The 15,883-nt window shown below is 64.9% G+C and carries 14 protein-coding genes and 1 tRNA gene; 12 read left to right on the top strand and 3 right to left on the bottom strand.

Annotated features, from left to right (window positions below):
• Positions 1-138: 138 nt before the first annotated feature.
• The gene (locus tag AC5Y6Y_RS11370; RefSeq protein ID WP_499930065.1) at positions 139-1,017 is read left to right on the top strand and encodes an ETEC_3214 domain-containing protein; all 879 of its coding nucleotides are present in this window, start codon (positions 139-141) and stop codon (positions 1,015-1,017) included.
• Here AC5Y6Y_RS11370 and AC5Y6Y_RS11365 read toward each other — a convergent pair.
• From AC5Y6Y_RS11365 to AC5Y6Y_RS11355, 3 genes are all read right to left on the bottom strand, one after another.
• A complete protein-coding gene (locus AC5Y6Y_RS11365; RefSeq protein WP_499930064.1) occupies positions 1,005-1,940 on the bottom strand; it encodes a S1 family peptidase in 936 nt (311 codons plus the stop codon). The two genes, AC5Y6Y_RS11370 and AC5Y6Y_RS11365, sit on opposite strands and share 13 nt — an antisense overlap.
• Before the next feature lie 176 nt (positions 1,941-2,116).
• Positions 2,117-2,329, bottom strand: coding sequence for a helix-turn-helix domain-containing protein (locus AC5Y6Y_RS11360; protein ID WP_499930063.1), 213 nt, complete (start codon positions 2,327-2,329; stop codon positions 2,117-2,119).
• Positions 2,330-2,628: 299 nt separating this feature from the next.
• Positions 2,629-2,701 (bottom strand) — tRNA-Arg (locus AC5Y6Y_RS11355).
• A gap of 123 nt (positions 2,702-2,824) precedes the next feature.
• On the opposite strand from AC5Y6Y_RS11355, the gene argS reads away from it, so the two are divergent.
• The 11 genes from argS to AC5Y6Y_RS11300 all read left to right on the top strand — a co-directional run bounded on the left by argS (position 2,825) and on the right by AC5Y6Y_RS11300 (position 15,726).
• Positions 2,825-4,477 (top strand): arginine--tRNA ligase, encoded by a 1,653-nt coding sequence (gene argS / locus AC5Y6Y_RS11350; protein WP_499930062.1) that lies wholly within the window; start codon positions 2,825-2,827, stop codon positions 4,475-4,477.
• An 83-nt stretch (positions 4,478-4,560) separates the two neighbouring features.
• A complete protein-coding gene (lysA, locus tag AC5Y6Y_RS11345) occupies positions 4,561-5,892 on the top strand; it encodes a diaminopimelate decarboxylase (protein WP_499926737.1) in 1,332 nt (443 codons plus the stop codon).
• 2 nt (positions 5,893-5,894) lie between these two features.
• On the top strand, positions 5,895-7,229 hold the full coding sequence (locus tag AC5Y6Y_RS11340) for a homoserine dehydrogenase (RefSeq protein ID WP_499930086.1): 1,335 nt from the start codon (positions 5,895-5,897) through the stop codon (positions 7,227-7,229).
• A complete protein-coding gene (thrC, locus tag AC5Y6Y_RS11335; RefSeq protein WP_463826628.1) occupies positions 7,226-8,308 on the top strand; it encodes a threonine synthase in 1,083 nt (360 codons plus the stop codon). The genes AC5Y6Y_RS11340 and thrC overlap by 4 nt, the downstream gene beginning before the upstream one ends.
• A 47-nt stretch (positions 8,309-8,355) precedes the next feature.
• Positions 8,356-9,300 carry a homoserine kinase gene (gene thrB / locus AC5Y6Y_RS11330; protein WP_463826627.1) on the top strand — a complete coding sequence of 315 codons (945 nt, stop codon included), beginning with the start codon at positions 8,356-8,358 and terminating at the stop codon, positions 9,298-9,300.
• 267 nt (positions 9,301-9,567) lie between these two features.
• On the top strand, positions 9,568-11,526 hold the full coding sequence (gene rho / locus AC5Y6Y_RS11325; RefSeq protein WP_499930061.1) for a transcription termination factor Rho: 1,959 nt from the start codon (positions 9,568-9,570) through the stop codon (positions 11,524-11,526).
• 92 nt (positions 11,527-11,618) lie between these two features.
• Positions 11,619-11,849 carry a 50S ribosomal protein L31 gene (gene rpmE / locus AC5Y6Y_RS11320; protein WP_463826625.1) on the top strand — a complete coding sequence of 77 codons (231 nt, stop codon included), beginning with the start codon at positions 11,619-11,621 and terminating at the stop codon, positions 11,847-11,849.
• A 90-nt stretch (positions 11,850-11,939) separates the two neighbouring features.
• Positions 11,940-13,016 carry a peptide chain release factor 1 gene (prfA, locus tag AC5Y6Y_RS11315; protein ID WP_499926624.1) on the top strand — a complete coding sequence of 359 codons (1,077 nt, stop codon included), beginning with the start codon at positions 11,940-11,942 and terminating at the stop codon, positions 13,014-13,016.
• Complete coding sequence (locus AC5Y6Y_RS11310; RefSeq protein WP_499930060.1) at positions 13,013-13,849, top strand: N5-glutamine methyltransferase family protein; 837 nt, start codon at positions 13,013-13,015, stop codon at positions 13,847-13,849. The genes prfA and AC5Y6Y_RS11310 overlap by 4 nt, the downstream gene beginning before the upstream one ends.
• Positions 13,842-14,495 carry an L-threonylcarbamoyladenylate synthase gene (locus tag AC5Y6Y_RS11305; protein ID WP_499926627.1) on the top strand — a complete coding sequence of 218 codons (654 nt, stop codon included), beginning with the start codon at positions 13,842-13,844 and terminating at the stop codon, positions 14,493-14,495. The genes AC5Y6Y_RS11310 and AC5Y6Y_RS11305 overlap by 8 nt, the downstream gene beginning before the upstream one ends.
• Before the next feature lie 22 nt (positions 14,496-14,517).
• A complete protein-coding gene (locus AC5Y6Y_RS11300) occupies positions 14,518-15,726 on the top strand; it encodes a glycosyltransferase family 4 protein (RefSeq protein ID WP_463826621.1) in 1,209 nt (402 codons plus the stop codon).
• The last annotated feature ends 157 nt before the right edge of the window (positions 15,727-15,883 follow it).

Here is a 15,883-nt window from a genome sequence, read left to right as displayed (position 1 = left end):
TCGGGCCATGCGCGGCGGGGCGTCGCCGGGTGCGGGTGTGGTGAGTGCAGGCCTCCAAACGGATCGCTGAGACGCGCCAGGCGGTCGAACAGTTCTGGCTAATCCAATCCGACGAGTTGGTCTGCGACCATTCAAACCATGTGGGGGATACACCCGTCTGACTGGTCGCGCTGGTTTGGTGCCTTGGACTGGTCGCACCTAGACAACGTGCTCAGTTCCATCGTCGCGGTAACGGTGCTCACCGGCATCGGATGGGCAGGCATTAGGTTCGGTTGGAATCCGCTAGCCGCGTGGTTGGGCCGTCGTCGCGCTCAGTCCAAGCTGTTGGACCAATTATCCTGCGGTAGTTCGGTCGCCTACATCGAATCGTTATTGGGCCCTGCACAGTTCATCACATATGAAGACGAACGCGAACAGCGGACCTATCACCTTCGCGGCGCATGGGTAATGATCGAAATAGCAGACGCGAGAATCATTGCCTTTTCGATCACGATTACCAACCGTCGAATGTATTACAATACCAGGCGTCTTACACGCGGGTTTATAAATACGAACCTTGGCAGGGATACGTTCAACGAGCACGATGAACACTGCGACGGCGAACAGTATTGGATGGCCGCATATCGGGGGGGATACGCTCGCACGTATTACATCGGACGGTTTGGCGCGTACCTGCGATTCATTTTGTCGCACAACATGTCTGGAACGGGTGACCTTAGTTCTTCTGAATCTCTCCCAAACAACGGAATCAATTCCGGGGCATTCTCTGAGACATACCCGTTCACTCTGACAGTCCCTGCAACAGGCATCACGGTCAACACGTTAACCGTGATTCATCCGGACGCGCCAAGCCGTGACTTCTTAACCCGAATCATTCACGGGCCAGACGAATCACACATGATGATGGCAACGGCAATCAAACCGCCTGATGACCGTACGTTGCGCACTCGTCTAACCTATCGGCGGTACCAACTGAAACAGGCGGCTAAGAAAAAGCTCCGGCGTCAGACGTCATAATCGACGTGGATTTTCCCGTCGGCTTCAGTGACTTTCAAATATTCGAAAGACTCATCGCATGAAATTAGACCGCGCTGAACCATTTCGTAGACCAGCATCTTTCTGCCACCGAGCTGTTCACCCGTCATATATACGTCGTACGGTACCTTCAGCATGAATATGTAGGGCATTGCGGACACGAACGACGTAGCGCCGAATTCGTCGGTACCGCCCTGCTGGAATCCTGTTGCTATTACACCGCAGATTGAATCGTTTGGATCTAATACGGGTCCACCGCTCATACCGGCGTCGAATCGGGCAGACGTTTCAAAGCACGGCGCTGGTAGCTTGCCCGTGAAATTTCCATCCAAGTCCACGAACGTATCCCTACCGTTCGGGTACAGCTGCAAGACTTCACCGCTAGATGCGTGAATGTTGTTGTCGGCGTGGATCACATTCTTGCCGTCGACTCGAACGCTGAAATTTGGATAGCCAAGCCCAAGGACTGGCACGGTTTCGATTGGTAGCCGTGCAGTCAGTTGGATTGTCGGAAATTCTAGGTTTGGCCTACTTGCTCCCAGCAGCGCCAAATCACTGCCGCTGGCCGGATGCTGAACCATGAACCGTACCGGTATTACACCGCCCAGCAATTCGGGAACGTCTTGCCCAACACCTGAACCTACCCAAAGAATCGCGATATACGAATCCCCATATCGCTTTTGAAGGTCAAACGCACCGCCGCGACCTTCCAATACGTGACGTGCCGTGACCCACAAACCACGTGATCCGATGCAAAACGCCGTGCCGACAGGGACGATCCTCTCTGGCTCTCTCGTAATGACCACAATTGGCACGATGGTTGAATTGAACGTGGAAAGCTCAAGTTCCCTGAATTCTGGAATGCCGATTCTGATTGTCTCGCCATCCGGCAGTTCCGTGCCCACCCTGATGCCTCTCTCTGCGTTCGCAGCCAGATTGTAGGTAGTAGGACCGACAAACCCCGGCACGTGCTCAGATGCGCGTCGCGGGGTGCCGTGGGGGTGTGTGCGGTGCGGCATCGGCTAACGACTGGCTCAGGGCGTAACGCACAACTTGACTCTAGTCGGATCGTAGTCTGCTGCTAGCTTGACGCCACCTGATCTAGGTAAGCCTCAATATCGTTGGCATCAAGTTTGATGAGACGACCGACTTTATAGCCCTTGAATTTTCCGTCTGCAATGAATTGGCGAACGGTGTTGGGCGAGACGTTGAGTCGTTCGGCGGCGTTGGTCGTTGAAATGAGTTGGCGGTTGGACACTTTGGACCCCTGAAACATGGCGGTTTGAATAGCCAACGCTCTAAGGGCAGGTCTATGAAGACCGCTAGCATTTTCGCGTGATTTGAATTACCTCGTACTAAATTCGGCGCTCACGGGTGGCGCATTTATGGCGGGCTAGGCCACATTGCGAGAATAGCAGACTGAGCGAAAGTGTGTGAAATTCGCGACGCGCGCGACGGCGGGTGACAGCAAATGAATCTGACTAGGGCAAACCCCAACCGGATAGGTAGCGGATAGGTAGGCTGCTTTGGATGGCCGCTGTAGCAACCTTGAAAAACGCTGTCTAGCAGGCATTTCGTCTCTGCTAGTTACAGTGCCCCCGGCAGGATTCGAACCTGCGGCCTTCTGCTCCGGAGGCAGACGCTCTATCCCCTGAGCTACGGGGGCGCATAACACCATGTGCGCCATAGGGCATAAACAAGCCCCGCCAGACTAGCGCATCCCGGTGACCGCCCGACCACCGGTAATGGATTCGAGGCGAACGCGCCCGAGCCAATAGGATGGACGCTCGTGACCCCCGCCGACCTCGCTGAGCTGCTCAGAATCACCGCCACCGCGGTGCTGGCCGAGCATGATCTCGACGTGTCGGTGTTGCCGCAGACGGTCACCGTAGAACGACCGCGTAACCCAGAGCACGGCGACTACGCTTCCAACCTGGCGCTGCAGCTGGGCAAGAAAGTCGGCGCCAATCCGCGTGAGCTGGCCGGATGGCTTGCGGACGCACTGGTCCGGGCCGACGGCATCGCCGCCGCCGAGGTGGCCGGTCCCGGCTTCATCAACATGCGCCTGGAGACTTCTGCGCAGGCCAAGATCATCAACGACGTGATCGACGCCGGGGCCGGGTTCGGGCATTCCGACGTGCTCACCGGGCAGAAGATCAACCTGGAGTTCGTCTCGGCCAACCCCACCGGCCCCATCCACATCGGTGGCACCCGCTGGGCAGCCGTCGGTGATGCGTTGGGTCGGTTGCTCGCCACCCAGGGCGCCGAGGTGGTCCGCGAGTACTACTTCAACGACCACGGCGCGCAGATCGACCGCTTCGCCGACTCCCTGGTGGCCGCCGCCACCGGGCAGCCCACTCCCGCGGACGGCTACGCGGGCACCTACATCGTCGATATCGCCGCCCAGGTGCTGCAGAAACAACCGGATGCCCTCAGCCTGCCCGAGGCGCAGCGGCGCGAGACGTTCCGCGAGATCGGGGTGGACCTGATGTTCGCCCACATCAAAGAGTCGCTGCACGTATTCGGCACCGACTTCGACGTCTACACCCATGAAGACTCGATGCACACCAGCGGCCGCGTCGACGAGGCCGTCGAGAAACTGCGCGACACCGGCAGCATCTACGAGAAGGACGGCGCAACGTGGTTGCGCAGCAGTGCCTTTGGCGACGATAAAGACCGCGTTGTGATCAAGAGTGACGGCAAGCCCGCCTACGTGGCCGGTGACCTGGCCTATTACCTGGACAAGCGGGAGCGTGGCTTCGACCTGTGCATCTACATGCTCGGTGCCGACCACCACGGTTACATCGCCCGGCTCAAGGCCGCCGCCGCGGCGTTCGGTGAGGACCCGGCCACCGTCGAGGTGCTGATCGGGCAGATGGTCAACCTGGTTCGCGACGGCCAGCCGGTGAAGATGAGCAAGCGGGCGGGCACCGTGATCACCTTGGACGACCTGGTCGAGGCCCTGGGGGTCGACGCCGCGCGTTACAGTCTGATCCGTTCGTCGGTGGACACTCCCATCGACATCGACCTGGCATTGTGGTCGTCGGCGTCCAACGAAAACCCGGTCTATTACGTGCAATACGCGCACGCTCGGCTTTCGGCGCTGGCGCGGAATGCCGCCGAGCTCGGCCTGATCGCCGACACCGGGCATCTCGAGCTGCTCAGCCACGACAAAGAGGGCACCCTGCTGCGCACCATCGGCGAATTCCCGCGGGTGCTGAAAACTGCAGCCTCCCTGCGGGAACCGCACCGTGTGTGCCGCTACCTCGAAGACCTCGCCGGTGACTACCACCGCTTCTACGACGCCTGCCGGATCCTGCCGCAGGGTGACGAACAACCAACCGACCTGAACACGGCCCGGCTCGCGCTGTGCCAGGCCGCTCGCCAGGTCATCGCCAACGGATTGGCCATCCTCGGAGTCAGCGCCCCGGAGAGAATGTGAACGTTCATCCCGCCGGACCCCGGCACGCCGAGGACGCCCGGCAAGCCGGCAGCCCGCCCCGTCCGCAGTCTGCCGAAGAACTATTGCGGTTGGCGCCGAACGTGTGGCCGCGCAGTACCTCTCGTGATGAGAGCGGGGTGGCCGCGATAGCCGGGGTGACGGTCACCGACCTGGCTGAGCAGTACGGCACGCCGCTGTTCGTCGTCGACGAGGACGACTTCCGATCGCGCTGCCGCGAGACCGCCGCGGCCTTCGGCGGCGGAGCCAACGTGCACTACGCCGCCAAAGCGTTCCTGTGCAGCGAGATCGCCCGCTGGATCGGCGAAGAGGGCCTGTGTCTGGACGTGTGCACGGGCGGAGAACTGGCCGTGGCCCTGCACGCCAACTTCCCGCCCGAGCGAATCACGTTGCACGGCAACAACAAATCGGTGGCCGAACTGACTACCGCGGTGAAATCCGGTGTCGGCCACATCGTGTTGGATTCGATGACCGAGATCGAGCGACTCGACGCCATCGCCGGCGAGGCGGGCATCGTGCAGGACGTACTGGTGCGTCTCACCGTCGGTGTGGAGGCGCACACCCACGAATTCATCTCCACCGCACACGAAGACCAGAAGTTCGGGCTGTCGGTGGCCAGTGGTGCGGCGATGGCCGCGGTCCGGAGGGTCTTCGCCACCGACCACCTGCGAATGGTCGGTTTGCACAGCCACATCGGGTCGCAGATCTTCGACGTCGCGGGCTTCGAGATCGCCGCACACCGGGTGATCGGCCTGCTGCGGGAAATCGTCGCCGAATTCGGGGTCGACAAGACCTCGCAGGTGTCCACCATCGACCTCGGTGGCGGCCTTGGCATTTCGTACCAGCCGTCCGACGATCCACCGCCGATCGCCGATCTGGCGGCCAAGCTGAGCGTGATCGTGGGCAACGAGTCGGCTGCCGTCGGGTTGCCCACACCCAGGCTGGTGGTCGAACCCGGCCGTGCCATCGCCGGGCCGGGCACGATCACGCTGTATGAGGTGGGCACCGTCAAGGATGTCGACGTCAGCTCGACTGCGAACCGGCGCTACGTCAGCGTCGACGGCGGTATGAGCGACAACATCCGCACCGCGCTCTACGACGCGCAGTACGACGTACGGTTGGTTTCGCGCCTGTCCGACGCCCCCGCCGCGCAGGCCCGCCTCGTCGGAAAGCATTGCGAGAGCGGCGACATCATCGTGCGCGATACCTGGGTGCCCGATGACATCCGGCCCGGCGATCTGGTCGCGGTGGCCGCGACCGGCGCCTACTGCTATTCACTGTCGAGCCGTTACAACATGGTGGGCCGTCCCGCCGTGGTGGCCGTGCGCGAGGGACAGTCCCGGTTGATCCTGCGCCGCGAAACGGTCGACGATCTGTTGAGTCTGGAGGTGAGGTGACCGTGCCCGATAACGTCAAGGACGAAAAGGCCGTCGGCGTAGCGGTACTCGGGTTGGGTGTGGTCGGCAGCGAGGTCGTGCGCATCATCGAGGAGAGCGCCGAGGATCTGGCGGGTCGCATCGGCGCACCGTTGGTGCTGCGCGGCGTCGGGGTGCGGCGGGTGGCGGCGGACCGCGGGGTGCCGATCGAACTGCTGACCGACGACATCGAGGAACTCGTTTCGCGCGACGACGTGGACATCGTGGTCGAGGTGATGGGACCGGTCGAACCGGCCCGCAAGGCGATCCTGGCGGCAATCGAGCACGGCAAGTCCGTGGTCACCGCTAATAAGGCCCTGCTCTCCACCTACACCGGCGAGTTGGCCAAGGCGGCCGAAAACGCCGTCGTCGACCTCTATTTCGAGGCCGCGGTAGCCGGCGCAATCCCGGTGATCCGCCCGCTCACCCAGTCATTGGCGGGGGACACCGTGTTGCGGGTCGCCGGCATCGTCAACGGCACCACCAACTACATCCTTTCCGAGATGGGCAGCACCGGAGCCGATTACGAACAGGCGCTGGCCGATGCCAGTGCGCTCGGCTACGCCGAGGCCGACCCGACCGCCGACGTCGAGGGTTACGACGCCGCCGCCAAAGCCGCGATCCTGGCATCCATCGCTTTCCACACCCGGGTGACCGGCGACGATGTGTACCGCGAGGGCATCACCAACATCACTCCGGCCGACTTCGAGTCCGCGAAATCCTTGGGCTGCACCATCAAACTGCTGTCCATCTGCGAGCGCATCACCACCGACGAAGGCCAACAACGCGTTTCGGCCCGGGTGTATCCGGCGTTGGTGCCGCTGTCGCATCCGCTCGCTTCGGTCAACGGCGCCTTCAACGCGGTAGTCGTGGAGGCAAAGGCGGCCGGTCGGCTGATGTTCTACGGGCAGGGCGCCGGCGGTGCCCCGACCGCGTCGGCGGTCACCGGTGACCTGGTGATGGCTGCGCGTAACCGGGTGCTCGGCAGTCGCGGTCCGCGCGAGTCCAAGTATGCGCAACTCCCGGTCGCGCCGATGGGTTTCATCGAGACCCGCTACTACGTGAGCATGAACGTCGCGGACAAGCCGGGCGTGTTGTCAGCGGTGGCAGCGGAATTCGCCAAACGCGAGGTGAGCATCGCCGAGGTCCGGCAGGAAGGCGTGACCGGCGAAGGCGGCCAACGGGTCGGCGCCCGCATCGTGGTGGTGACACACCAGGCAACCGACGCCGCTCTGGCGGAAACCGTTGACGCTCTTGCCGACCTGGACGTGGTGTTGGGTGTGGCGAGCGTGCTGCGACTGGAAGGAACCGATCTATGAGTGCCCCGAAGACCGCCGTGCACCAGCCCTGGCTGGGTCTGATCGCGGCATATCGGGACCGGCTGCCGGTGGGTGACGACTGGACCCCGGTCACCCTGTTCGAGGGTGGCACGCCGCTGATCCCCGCGCCGCGGCTGTCCGAAAAGACCGGTTGCACAATTCATCTGAAGGTAGAGGGACTCAACCCCACCGGTTCCTTCAAGGACCGGGGCATGACGATGGCCGTCACCGACGCTCTGGCCCGCGGGCAGCAGGCGGTGTTGTGCGCATCGACCGGAAACACCTCGGCCTCGGCCGCGGCGTACGCCGCCCGGGCCGGCATCACCTGCGCGGTGTTGATTCCGCAGGGCAAGATCGCGATGGGCAAGCTGGCCCAGGCGGTTATGCATGGCGCCAAGATCATCCAGATCGACGGCAACTTCGACGACTGCCTGGAACTGGCCCGCAAGATGACCGCCGACTTCCCGACGATCTCGCTGGTCAATTCGGTCAACCCGGTCCGCATCGAAGGCCAGAAGACGGCGGCGTTCGAAATCGTCGACGCCCTCGGCTTCGCCCCGGACGTGCACGCGCTCCCCGTCGGCAATGCCGGCAATATCACCGCGTACTGGAAGGGTTACAGCGAATATCACCGCGACGGGCTGATCGACAAGCTGCCCCGGATGCTGGGCACCCAGGCCGCCGGCGCCGCGCCGCTGGTGCACGGCGAACCGGTGAAGAATCCGGAGACCATCGCCACCGCGATCCGTATCGGCGCACCCGCCTCCTGGACGGCCGCCGTCGAGGCCCAGCAGCAGTCCAACGGCCGGTTCCTGGCGGCCACCGACGACGAGATCCTGGCCGCATACCGGTTGGTGGCCAGCCTGGAAGGGGTCTTCGTCGAACCGGCGTCGGCGGCCAGCATCGCCGGTCTGCTCAAATCCGTCGAGGACGGCTTCGTGCAGCGCGGCTCGACGGTGGTGTGCACGGTGACCGGTAACGGTCTCAAGGATCCCGACACCGCACTCAAAGGTATGCCGGAAGTCGCTGCGCTGCCGGTCGATCCGGTGCTGGTGGTCGAACAACTAGGCCTCGGTTAAGTTGCGTTCGCCAGCGCAGCGGGGCGCTACCGGACGGCCGTGACACGGTGACTCAGTCGCTGCCCGCCGGCCTGGCCGCCACTGCCGTGGTCTCGGCGTCCAGCGCCAACCTCGGCCCGGGCTTCGACAGCCTCGGAATGGCGCTGCAGCTGTGTGACGAGGTCGCAGTACAGACAACGGATTCCGGCTTGGTCGTCATAGTCGAGGGTGAAGGCGCCGGACAAGTGCCGCTGGGCCCCGAGCATCTGGTGGTGCGGGCGATCCAGCGCGGTCTGCAGGCGGCGGATGTGCGGGCCGCCGGTCTGTTGGTGCGCTGCCGCAACGACATTCCGCACTCCCGCGGTCTGGGCTCCTCGGCGGCAGCCGTGGTGGGCGGCCTTGCCGCGGCGAATGGTCTTGTCGCGCAGACGGATTCAGTGCCGCTGAGCGAAGCCCAGCTGATTCAACTGGCTTCGGAGTTCGAGGGTCACCCGGACAATGCTGCGGCCGCTGTGCTGGGCGGCGCGGTGGTTTCCTGGGTGGATCACCACGGTGGTCAGCCGGTCTACTCCGCAGTCCCGCTGCACCTGCATCCCGACATCCAGTTGTTCGCCGCGATTCCCGACGAGCGATCGTTGACGGCGGAAACGCGCGTGCTGCTACCCGCGCAGGTCAGTCATGCGGATGCACGATTCAACATCAGTCGCGCTGCGCTGCTGGTGGTCGCCCTCACCGAACGACCCGATCTGCTGATGGCTGCCACCGCAGATGTTCTGCATCAACCGCAACGCGCTGCGGCGATGCCGTCGTCGGCGGAATATTTGCGGCTCCTGCGGCGTCTTAATGTTGCGACAACGCTTTCCGGGGCCGGGCCGTCGCTGATCATGGTCGGCACGGACCCGGAGTTGCCAGGTGAAGCAGTGGAATACGGGAATGCGAACGGATTCGCCATCAAGAAGATGACGCCGGGCGAGGGAGTTCGCTGGCGGCCGGGGGTTGCCGCCGCAGGATGATCCACAGGGTGGCGGCGAGGTTTCTTGCTTCCCGTCAGGAAGCGGGTTATTCTCGGAGCCGTCCAGCAATCGCAGCATCTGCATCTGCATAGACTGCCTTGACGCTAAGACAACACCAATTCTTCTCGCAGACGAGGTTCGCAGTTTCGTCGCCCAGGCGATCACCGTTTCAGAGTCGATGATTGGGCGCCCTCGGCATTTTGCCTGAATATTCGTCCATGCAGGAACCCCCGTTTGACCTGATCAGCGGGGCAAGAAAGGAAATCCGTGACTGATACGGACCTCATCACGGCTGGCGAAAGCACCGACGGCGAGAAGCTGTCGAACGCCGTGACCACAGACTCTCCCGCCGGCTCCGACGTCAAGACCGACGTCCCGAGCGCGAAAAGTAACGCGCCGGCGGGTTCGTTGGCCACCATGGTGCTGCCCGAATTGCGGGCCCTGGCCAACCAGGCCGGAGTCAAGGGCACCTCGGGGATGCGCAAGAGCGAGCTGATCGCCGCGATCCAGGAAAGCCGCGGACGGGCCAACGGCGCGTCGGGCAAGGCTACGGCGCAGGCGGACGGCGAGAAGGCTCCAGCAGCAGCAGAGAACACGGCGCCGGCAGCGGCCGATAAGGCCGACGCACCGCCGCAGCAGGACGCACAGAGCGAACGGCCGCCGGAGGCCGCCGCGCAGAGCGCACCCGCCCAGGACGCACCGCCCGCCGACGGCGCTGCTCAGGACAACCAGAAGAACGACGCCCCGCGCCGGGAGCGTCGCGGTGCTTCCCGGGAATCCGGTGCGGCCGACGCCAAGGACAGTGCTGACGACACCGCCAACCAACGGCGTGACCAGAAGTCAGCCAAGAACGATGAGCGTTCCGCGGACTCGGGCAACGACCAGAGCGGCGACCAGCAGGGCGGCGGCGGTCAGCAGCGCGGCGGCTCGAACCAGAACTCGAACCAGAACTCCAATCAGCAGGACGACGACGGCGACCGGCAGGGTCGCCGGGGCCGCCGGTTCCGCGACCGCAGGCGCCGCGGTGAGCGGACGGGCGACGGTGGCACCGAAACCGAACTGCGCGAAGACGACGTCGTCCAGCCGGTAGCCGGCATCCTCGACGTGCTGGACAACTACGCGTTCGTGCGCACCTCCGGCTACCTGGCCGGACCGCACGACGTCTACGTCTCGATGAACATGGTCCGTAAGAACGGCCTGCGGCGCGGCGACGCGGTCACCGGTGCCGTCCGGGTGGCCCGCGAGGGTGAAGGCGGCGACAAGAACCCGCGGCAGAAGTTCAACCCGCTGGTGCGGCTGGACACCATTAACGGCGGCTCGATCGAAGACGCCAAGAAGCGACCCGACTTCAGCAAGCTGACGCCGTTGTACCCCAACCAGCGACTGCGTCTGGAAACGACTCCGGATCGGTTGACTACGCGCGTGATCGACCTGATCATGCCGATCGGCAAGGGCCAGCGCGCGCTGATCGTGTCACCGCCCAAGGCCGGTAAGACGACGATCCTGCAGGACATCGCCAACGCGATCACCCGCAACAACCCGGAATGCCACCTGATGGTCGTGCTGGTCGACGAGCGGCCCGAAGAGGTCACCGACATGACCCGCTCGGTCAAGGGCGAGGTCATCGCCTCGACGTTCGACCGGCCGCCCACCGACCACACCGCGGTCGCGGAGCTGGCGATCGAGCGGGCCAAGCGCCTCGTCGAACAGGGCAAAGACGTCGTGGTACTGCTCGACTCCATCACCCGGCTGGGCCGCGCGTACAACAACGCCTCGCCCGCGTCCGGCCGGATCCTGTCCGGTGGTGTCGACTCCACCGCGTTGTACCCGCCGAAGCGCTTCCTGGGAGCCGCCCGCAACATCGAGGGCGGCGGATCGCTGACGATCATCGCCACCGCGATGGTGGAGACCGGCTCGACCGGTGACACGGTCATCTTCGAGGAATTCAAGGGCACCGGTAACGCGGAGCTCAAGCTGGACCGCAAGATCTCCGAGCGTCGGGTGTTCCCCGCGGTCGACGTGAACCCGTCGGGCACCCGCAAGGACGAGCTGCTGTTGTCACCCGACGAGTTCGCGATCGTGCACAAACTGCGCCGGGTGCTGTCCGGTCTGGATTCCCACCAGGCCATCGACCTGCTGATGTCGCAGCTGCGCAAGACGAAGACCAACTACGAATTCCTGGTCCAGGTGTCCAAGACGACACCGGGCGGCATGGACAACGACTAGCGCACCGGGAATGCCCACGCGCACCTGGTTGTTTTGGGGTGATAGTGGTTGACCTGGCATAATGGCCGCGGCCGACGATCGAAGAGGACAGCATGAAAACTGACATCCATCCCGCCTACGAAGAAACCACCGTCGTGTGTGGTTGCGGGAATTCCTTCACTACCCGCAGCACCAAGCCGGGCGGCCGCATCGTCGCCGAGGTCTGCTCGCAATGCCACCCGTTCTACACCGGCAAGCAGAAGATCCTCGACAGCGGTGGCCGCGTGGCCCGCTTCGAGAAGCGGTACGGCAAGCGCACCAAGACCGAGACCGGCGACAAGTAGCTGGATCACCGACGCCCGTAACCTGTGCACTATCGGCACAGGCCGGGCGTCGGTTCGCGTTTGGGGTAAAGCCCGCGACAGGGAGGTGAGATGACGCAGCCGGTGCAGACGATCGACGTCCTGCTCGCCGAGCACGCGGAGCTCGAACAGGCGCTCGCCGACCCCGAACTGCACAGCAAAGCCGACGAGGCGCGCAAAGTGGGCCGCCGATTCGCCCGGTTGGCCCCGATCGTCGCGACCCACCGCAAGTTGGTGTCGGCGCGCGAAGATCTCGAGACCGCACGCGAGTTGGCCGCGGACGACGCGTCGTTCGCCGACGAGGTCCCCGAACTGGAGGCCCGGGTCGCCGAGCTGGACACCCAACTCACCGACATGCTGGCGCCGCGCGACCCGCACGACGCCGACGACATCGTGCTCGAGGTGAAATCCGGTGAAGGCGGCGAGGAATCGGCGCTGTTCGCCGCAGACCTGGCCAGGATGTACATCCGCTACGCCGAACGGCATGGCTGGACGGTCACGGTGCTGGGGGAGACCACCTCGGATCTGGGCGGCTACAAGGACGCGACGCTGGCCATCGCCAGCAAGGGCGACAGCGCCGACGGGGTGTGGTCGCGGCTGAAGTTCGAGGGCGGCGTGCACCGCGTGCAGCGGGTGCCGGTGACCGAATCGCAAGGGCGGGTGCATACTTCGGCGGCCGGCGTGCTGGTCTATCCCGAGCCCGAGGAAGTCGGAGAAGTGCAGATCGACGAGTCTGACCTGCGCATCGACGTCTACCGGTCTTCAGGCAAGGGCGGGCAGGGAGTCAACACCACCGACTCCGCGGTGCGCATCACTCACCTGCCCACCGGGATCGTCGTCACCTGCCAGAACGAGCGTTCCCAGCTGCAGAACAAGACCCGCGCGCTGCAGGTGCTGGCCGCACGGCTGCAGGTGCTGGCCGAGGAGCAGGCACTCGCCGACGCCTCAGCCGACCGCGCGAGCCAGATCCGCACGGTGGACCGCAGCGAACGCATCCGCACCTACAACTTCCCCGAGAACCGGATCACCGATCACCGGATCGGTTTCAAATCGCACAATCTGGACCAGGTGCTCGACGGCGACCTCGACGCACTGTTCGATGCGCTCAGCGAAGCCGACAAACAGTCCCGGCTGCAACAGGCGACATGATTTTGCGCAACGCGATCAACTCCGCCGCGGCGCTGTTGGCCGAAGCGGGAATCGATTCCGCGCGTTGGGATGCCGAGCAACTCGCCGCGCACGTGGCCGGTACCGACCGCGGCCGGTTGGCCTTGCTCGATGCCCCTGACGCGGACTTCTTCGGGCGTTATCGCGAGGTGGTCGCGATGCGTGCGCACCGGGTGCCGTTGCAGCATCTGCTCGGGACAGCCGCGTTCGGACCGGTGCTGCTGCACGTCGGCCCGGGTGTGTTCATCCCGCGTCCGGAGACCGAAGCGATGTTGGAATGGGCTATGGCGCAACCACTTTCGGCCCAGCCGCTGATCGTCGACGGGTGCACCGGGTCGGGGGCACTGGCCGTCGCCCTGGCCCGGCACCGCCCGGACGCCCGGGTTGTCGGCATCGACGATTCCGAGATCGCCCTGAGCTATGCGCGCCGCAACTCCGCGGACGTGCAATGGGTGCTGGCCGACGTCGGCACTCCCGGTCTGCTCACCGAACTCGACGCGCGGGTGGACCTGATGGTGGCCAACCCGCCGTATGTTCCCGACGCGGCTGTGCTGGATCCGGAAGTGACCCAGCACGATCCGCCGCACGCAGTGTTCGGCGGCCCGGACGGTATGGCGCTGATCCCTGCCGTCGCCGGACTGGCCGGCCGGTGGCTGCGTCCCGGTGGCCTGTTCGCGATGGAGCATGACGACACCACGTCGGCCCTGACGGTTGAATGTGTCCATCGCACAGGCCTTTTCGACGACATCGTGGCTCGCAACGACCTGGCCGGGCGGCCCCGGTTCGTGACGGCCCGCAGGAGGCAGCATGACTGACGTCTTCGATTGCGCCGACCCCGACCGGCGCGCCCGCGGACTCACAGCCGCGGTCGGGGCGCTCAAAGCCGGCCGACTCGTGGTGATGCCGACCGACACCGTCTACGGCATCGGGGCAGATGCCTTCGACCGCGAGGCGGTGGACGCGCTGCTCGCAGCCAAGGGTCGGGGCCGCGATATGCCGGTGGGTGTCCTGGTTGGCTCCTGGCACACGATCGAGGGTTTGGTGTACGGGATGCCCGACGGCGCGCGCGACCTGGTTCGCGCGTTCTGGCCGGGGGCACTGAGTCTGGTGGTCACCCAAGCGCCGTCGCTGCAGTGGGATCTCGGCGATGCGTACGGGACGGTGATGCTGCGGATGCCGTTGCATCCCGTCGCGATCGAGCTGCTGCGCGAGGTGGGGCCGATGGCGGTGTCCAGCGCCAATATCTCGGGCCAGCCCGCCGCCGTCGACGCCGCGGAAGCGCGCCGCCAACTCGGCGATCTGGTCGACGTCTACCTCGACGGCGGGCCGGCCGCGCGCCAAGCCGCCTCCACGATCCTCGACCTGAGCGGCAACAGCCCGCGCATCCTGCGCGAGGGACCGATCAGCACCCAGCGCATCGCGGAGGTGCTGGGGGTGGACGCGGCGAGCCTGACCGCGTAGCGCACGTGAGGCACTCAGGTTGGTGACGTACGGTCTCGTGGTGTCCAGCGACGTAGCCAGCCTTGCCGGTGGTTTGTTCGCCCTTTCACCGCGCAGTGCCGGCGTCCCGCTGCGCGAGCTCGCGCTCGTGGGACTCACCGCGGCGATCATCACGTATTTCGCGACCGGACCGGTGCGTGTGCTGGCCACCCGGCTGGGTGCGGTGGCCTACCCGCGGGAGCGCGACGTGCACGTGACCCCGACCCCCCGGATGGGCGGGCTGGCGATGTTCCTCGGCGTGGTCGCCGCGGTGTTCCTGGCCTCGCAACTGCCGGCGCTGACCCGCGGCTTTGTCTATTCCACCGGCATGCCCGCCGTGCTGGTGGCCGGTGCGGCGATCATGGGCATCGGGTTGATCGACGACCGATGGGGCCTGGATGCGCTGACCAAATTCGCCGGCCAGATCACCGCGGCCAGCGTCATGGTCACCATGGGGGTGGCCTGGAGCGTGCTCTACATCCCGGTCGGCGGGGTCGGGACGATCGTGCTGGACCAGGCGTCGTCCATCCTGCTCACGCTGGCGCTGACGGTGTCGATCGTCAACGCGATGAACTTCGTCGACGGGCTGGACGGGTTGGCCGCCGGCCTGGGTCTGATCACCGCGCTGGCGATCTGCGTGTTCTCGGTGGGACTGCTGCGGGACCACGGCGGCGATGTCCTCTATTACCCACCGGCGGTGATCTCGGTGGTCCTGGCCGGTGCCTGTCTGGGCTTTCTGCCGCACAACTTCCACCGGGCCCGGATCTTCATGGGCGATTCCGGATCGATGCTGATCGGCTTGATGCTCGCCGCGGCGTCCACCACGGCGGCCGGCCCGATCTCGCAGAACGCTTACGGCGCCCGCGATGTGTTTGCTCTGCTGTCGCCGTTCCTGCTGGTGGTGGCCGTCATGTTCGTGCCGATGCTGGACCTGCTGTTGGCGATCGTCCGTCGTACCCGGGCGGGTCGCAGCGCTTTCACCCCGGACAAGATGCACCTGCATCATCGGCTCCTGCAGATCGGTCACTCGCACCGGCGGGTGGTCCTGCTCATCTACTTATGGGTGGGGATCGTGGCGTTCGGCGCGGCCAGCACGATCTTCTTCGACCCGCGCCACACCGCTGCGGTGATGTTGGGCGCGATCGTGTTCGCCGGCATCGCGACCGCGATTCCGTTGCTGCGGCGGCGCGACGACTACTGGGACGAAGACTGACGGGGAACTACGACAGTTGGTAGTAGTTACCGCTGACTTGTGATACGGTCCTGGTAGAGCCCCGAAATGAACCTCGCGGGCTACCGCACCACCGGCCCGTCGGAGCCGTTTTCCAGTGGGCCGACCGATGACCGATACAGGGAGCTACCCCTTGGGT

The organism is Mycobacterium sp. NGS24 (assembly GCF_059813065.1).
This window is presented reverse-complemented; position numbering and strand designations above follow the sequence as displayed.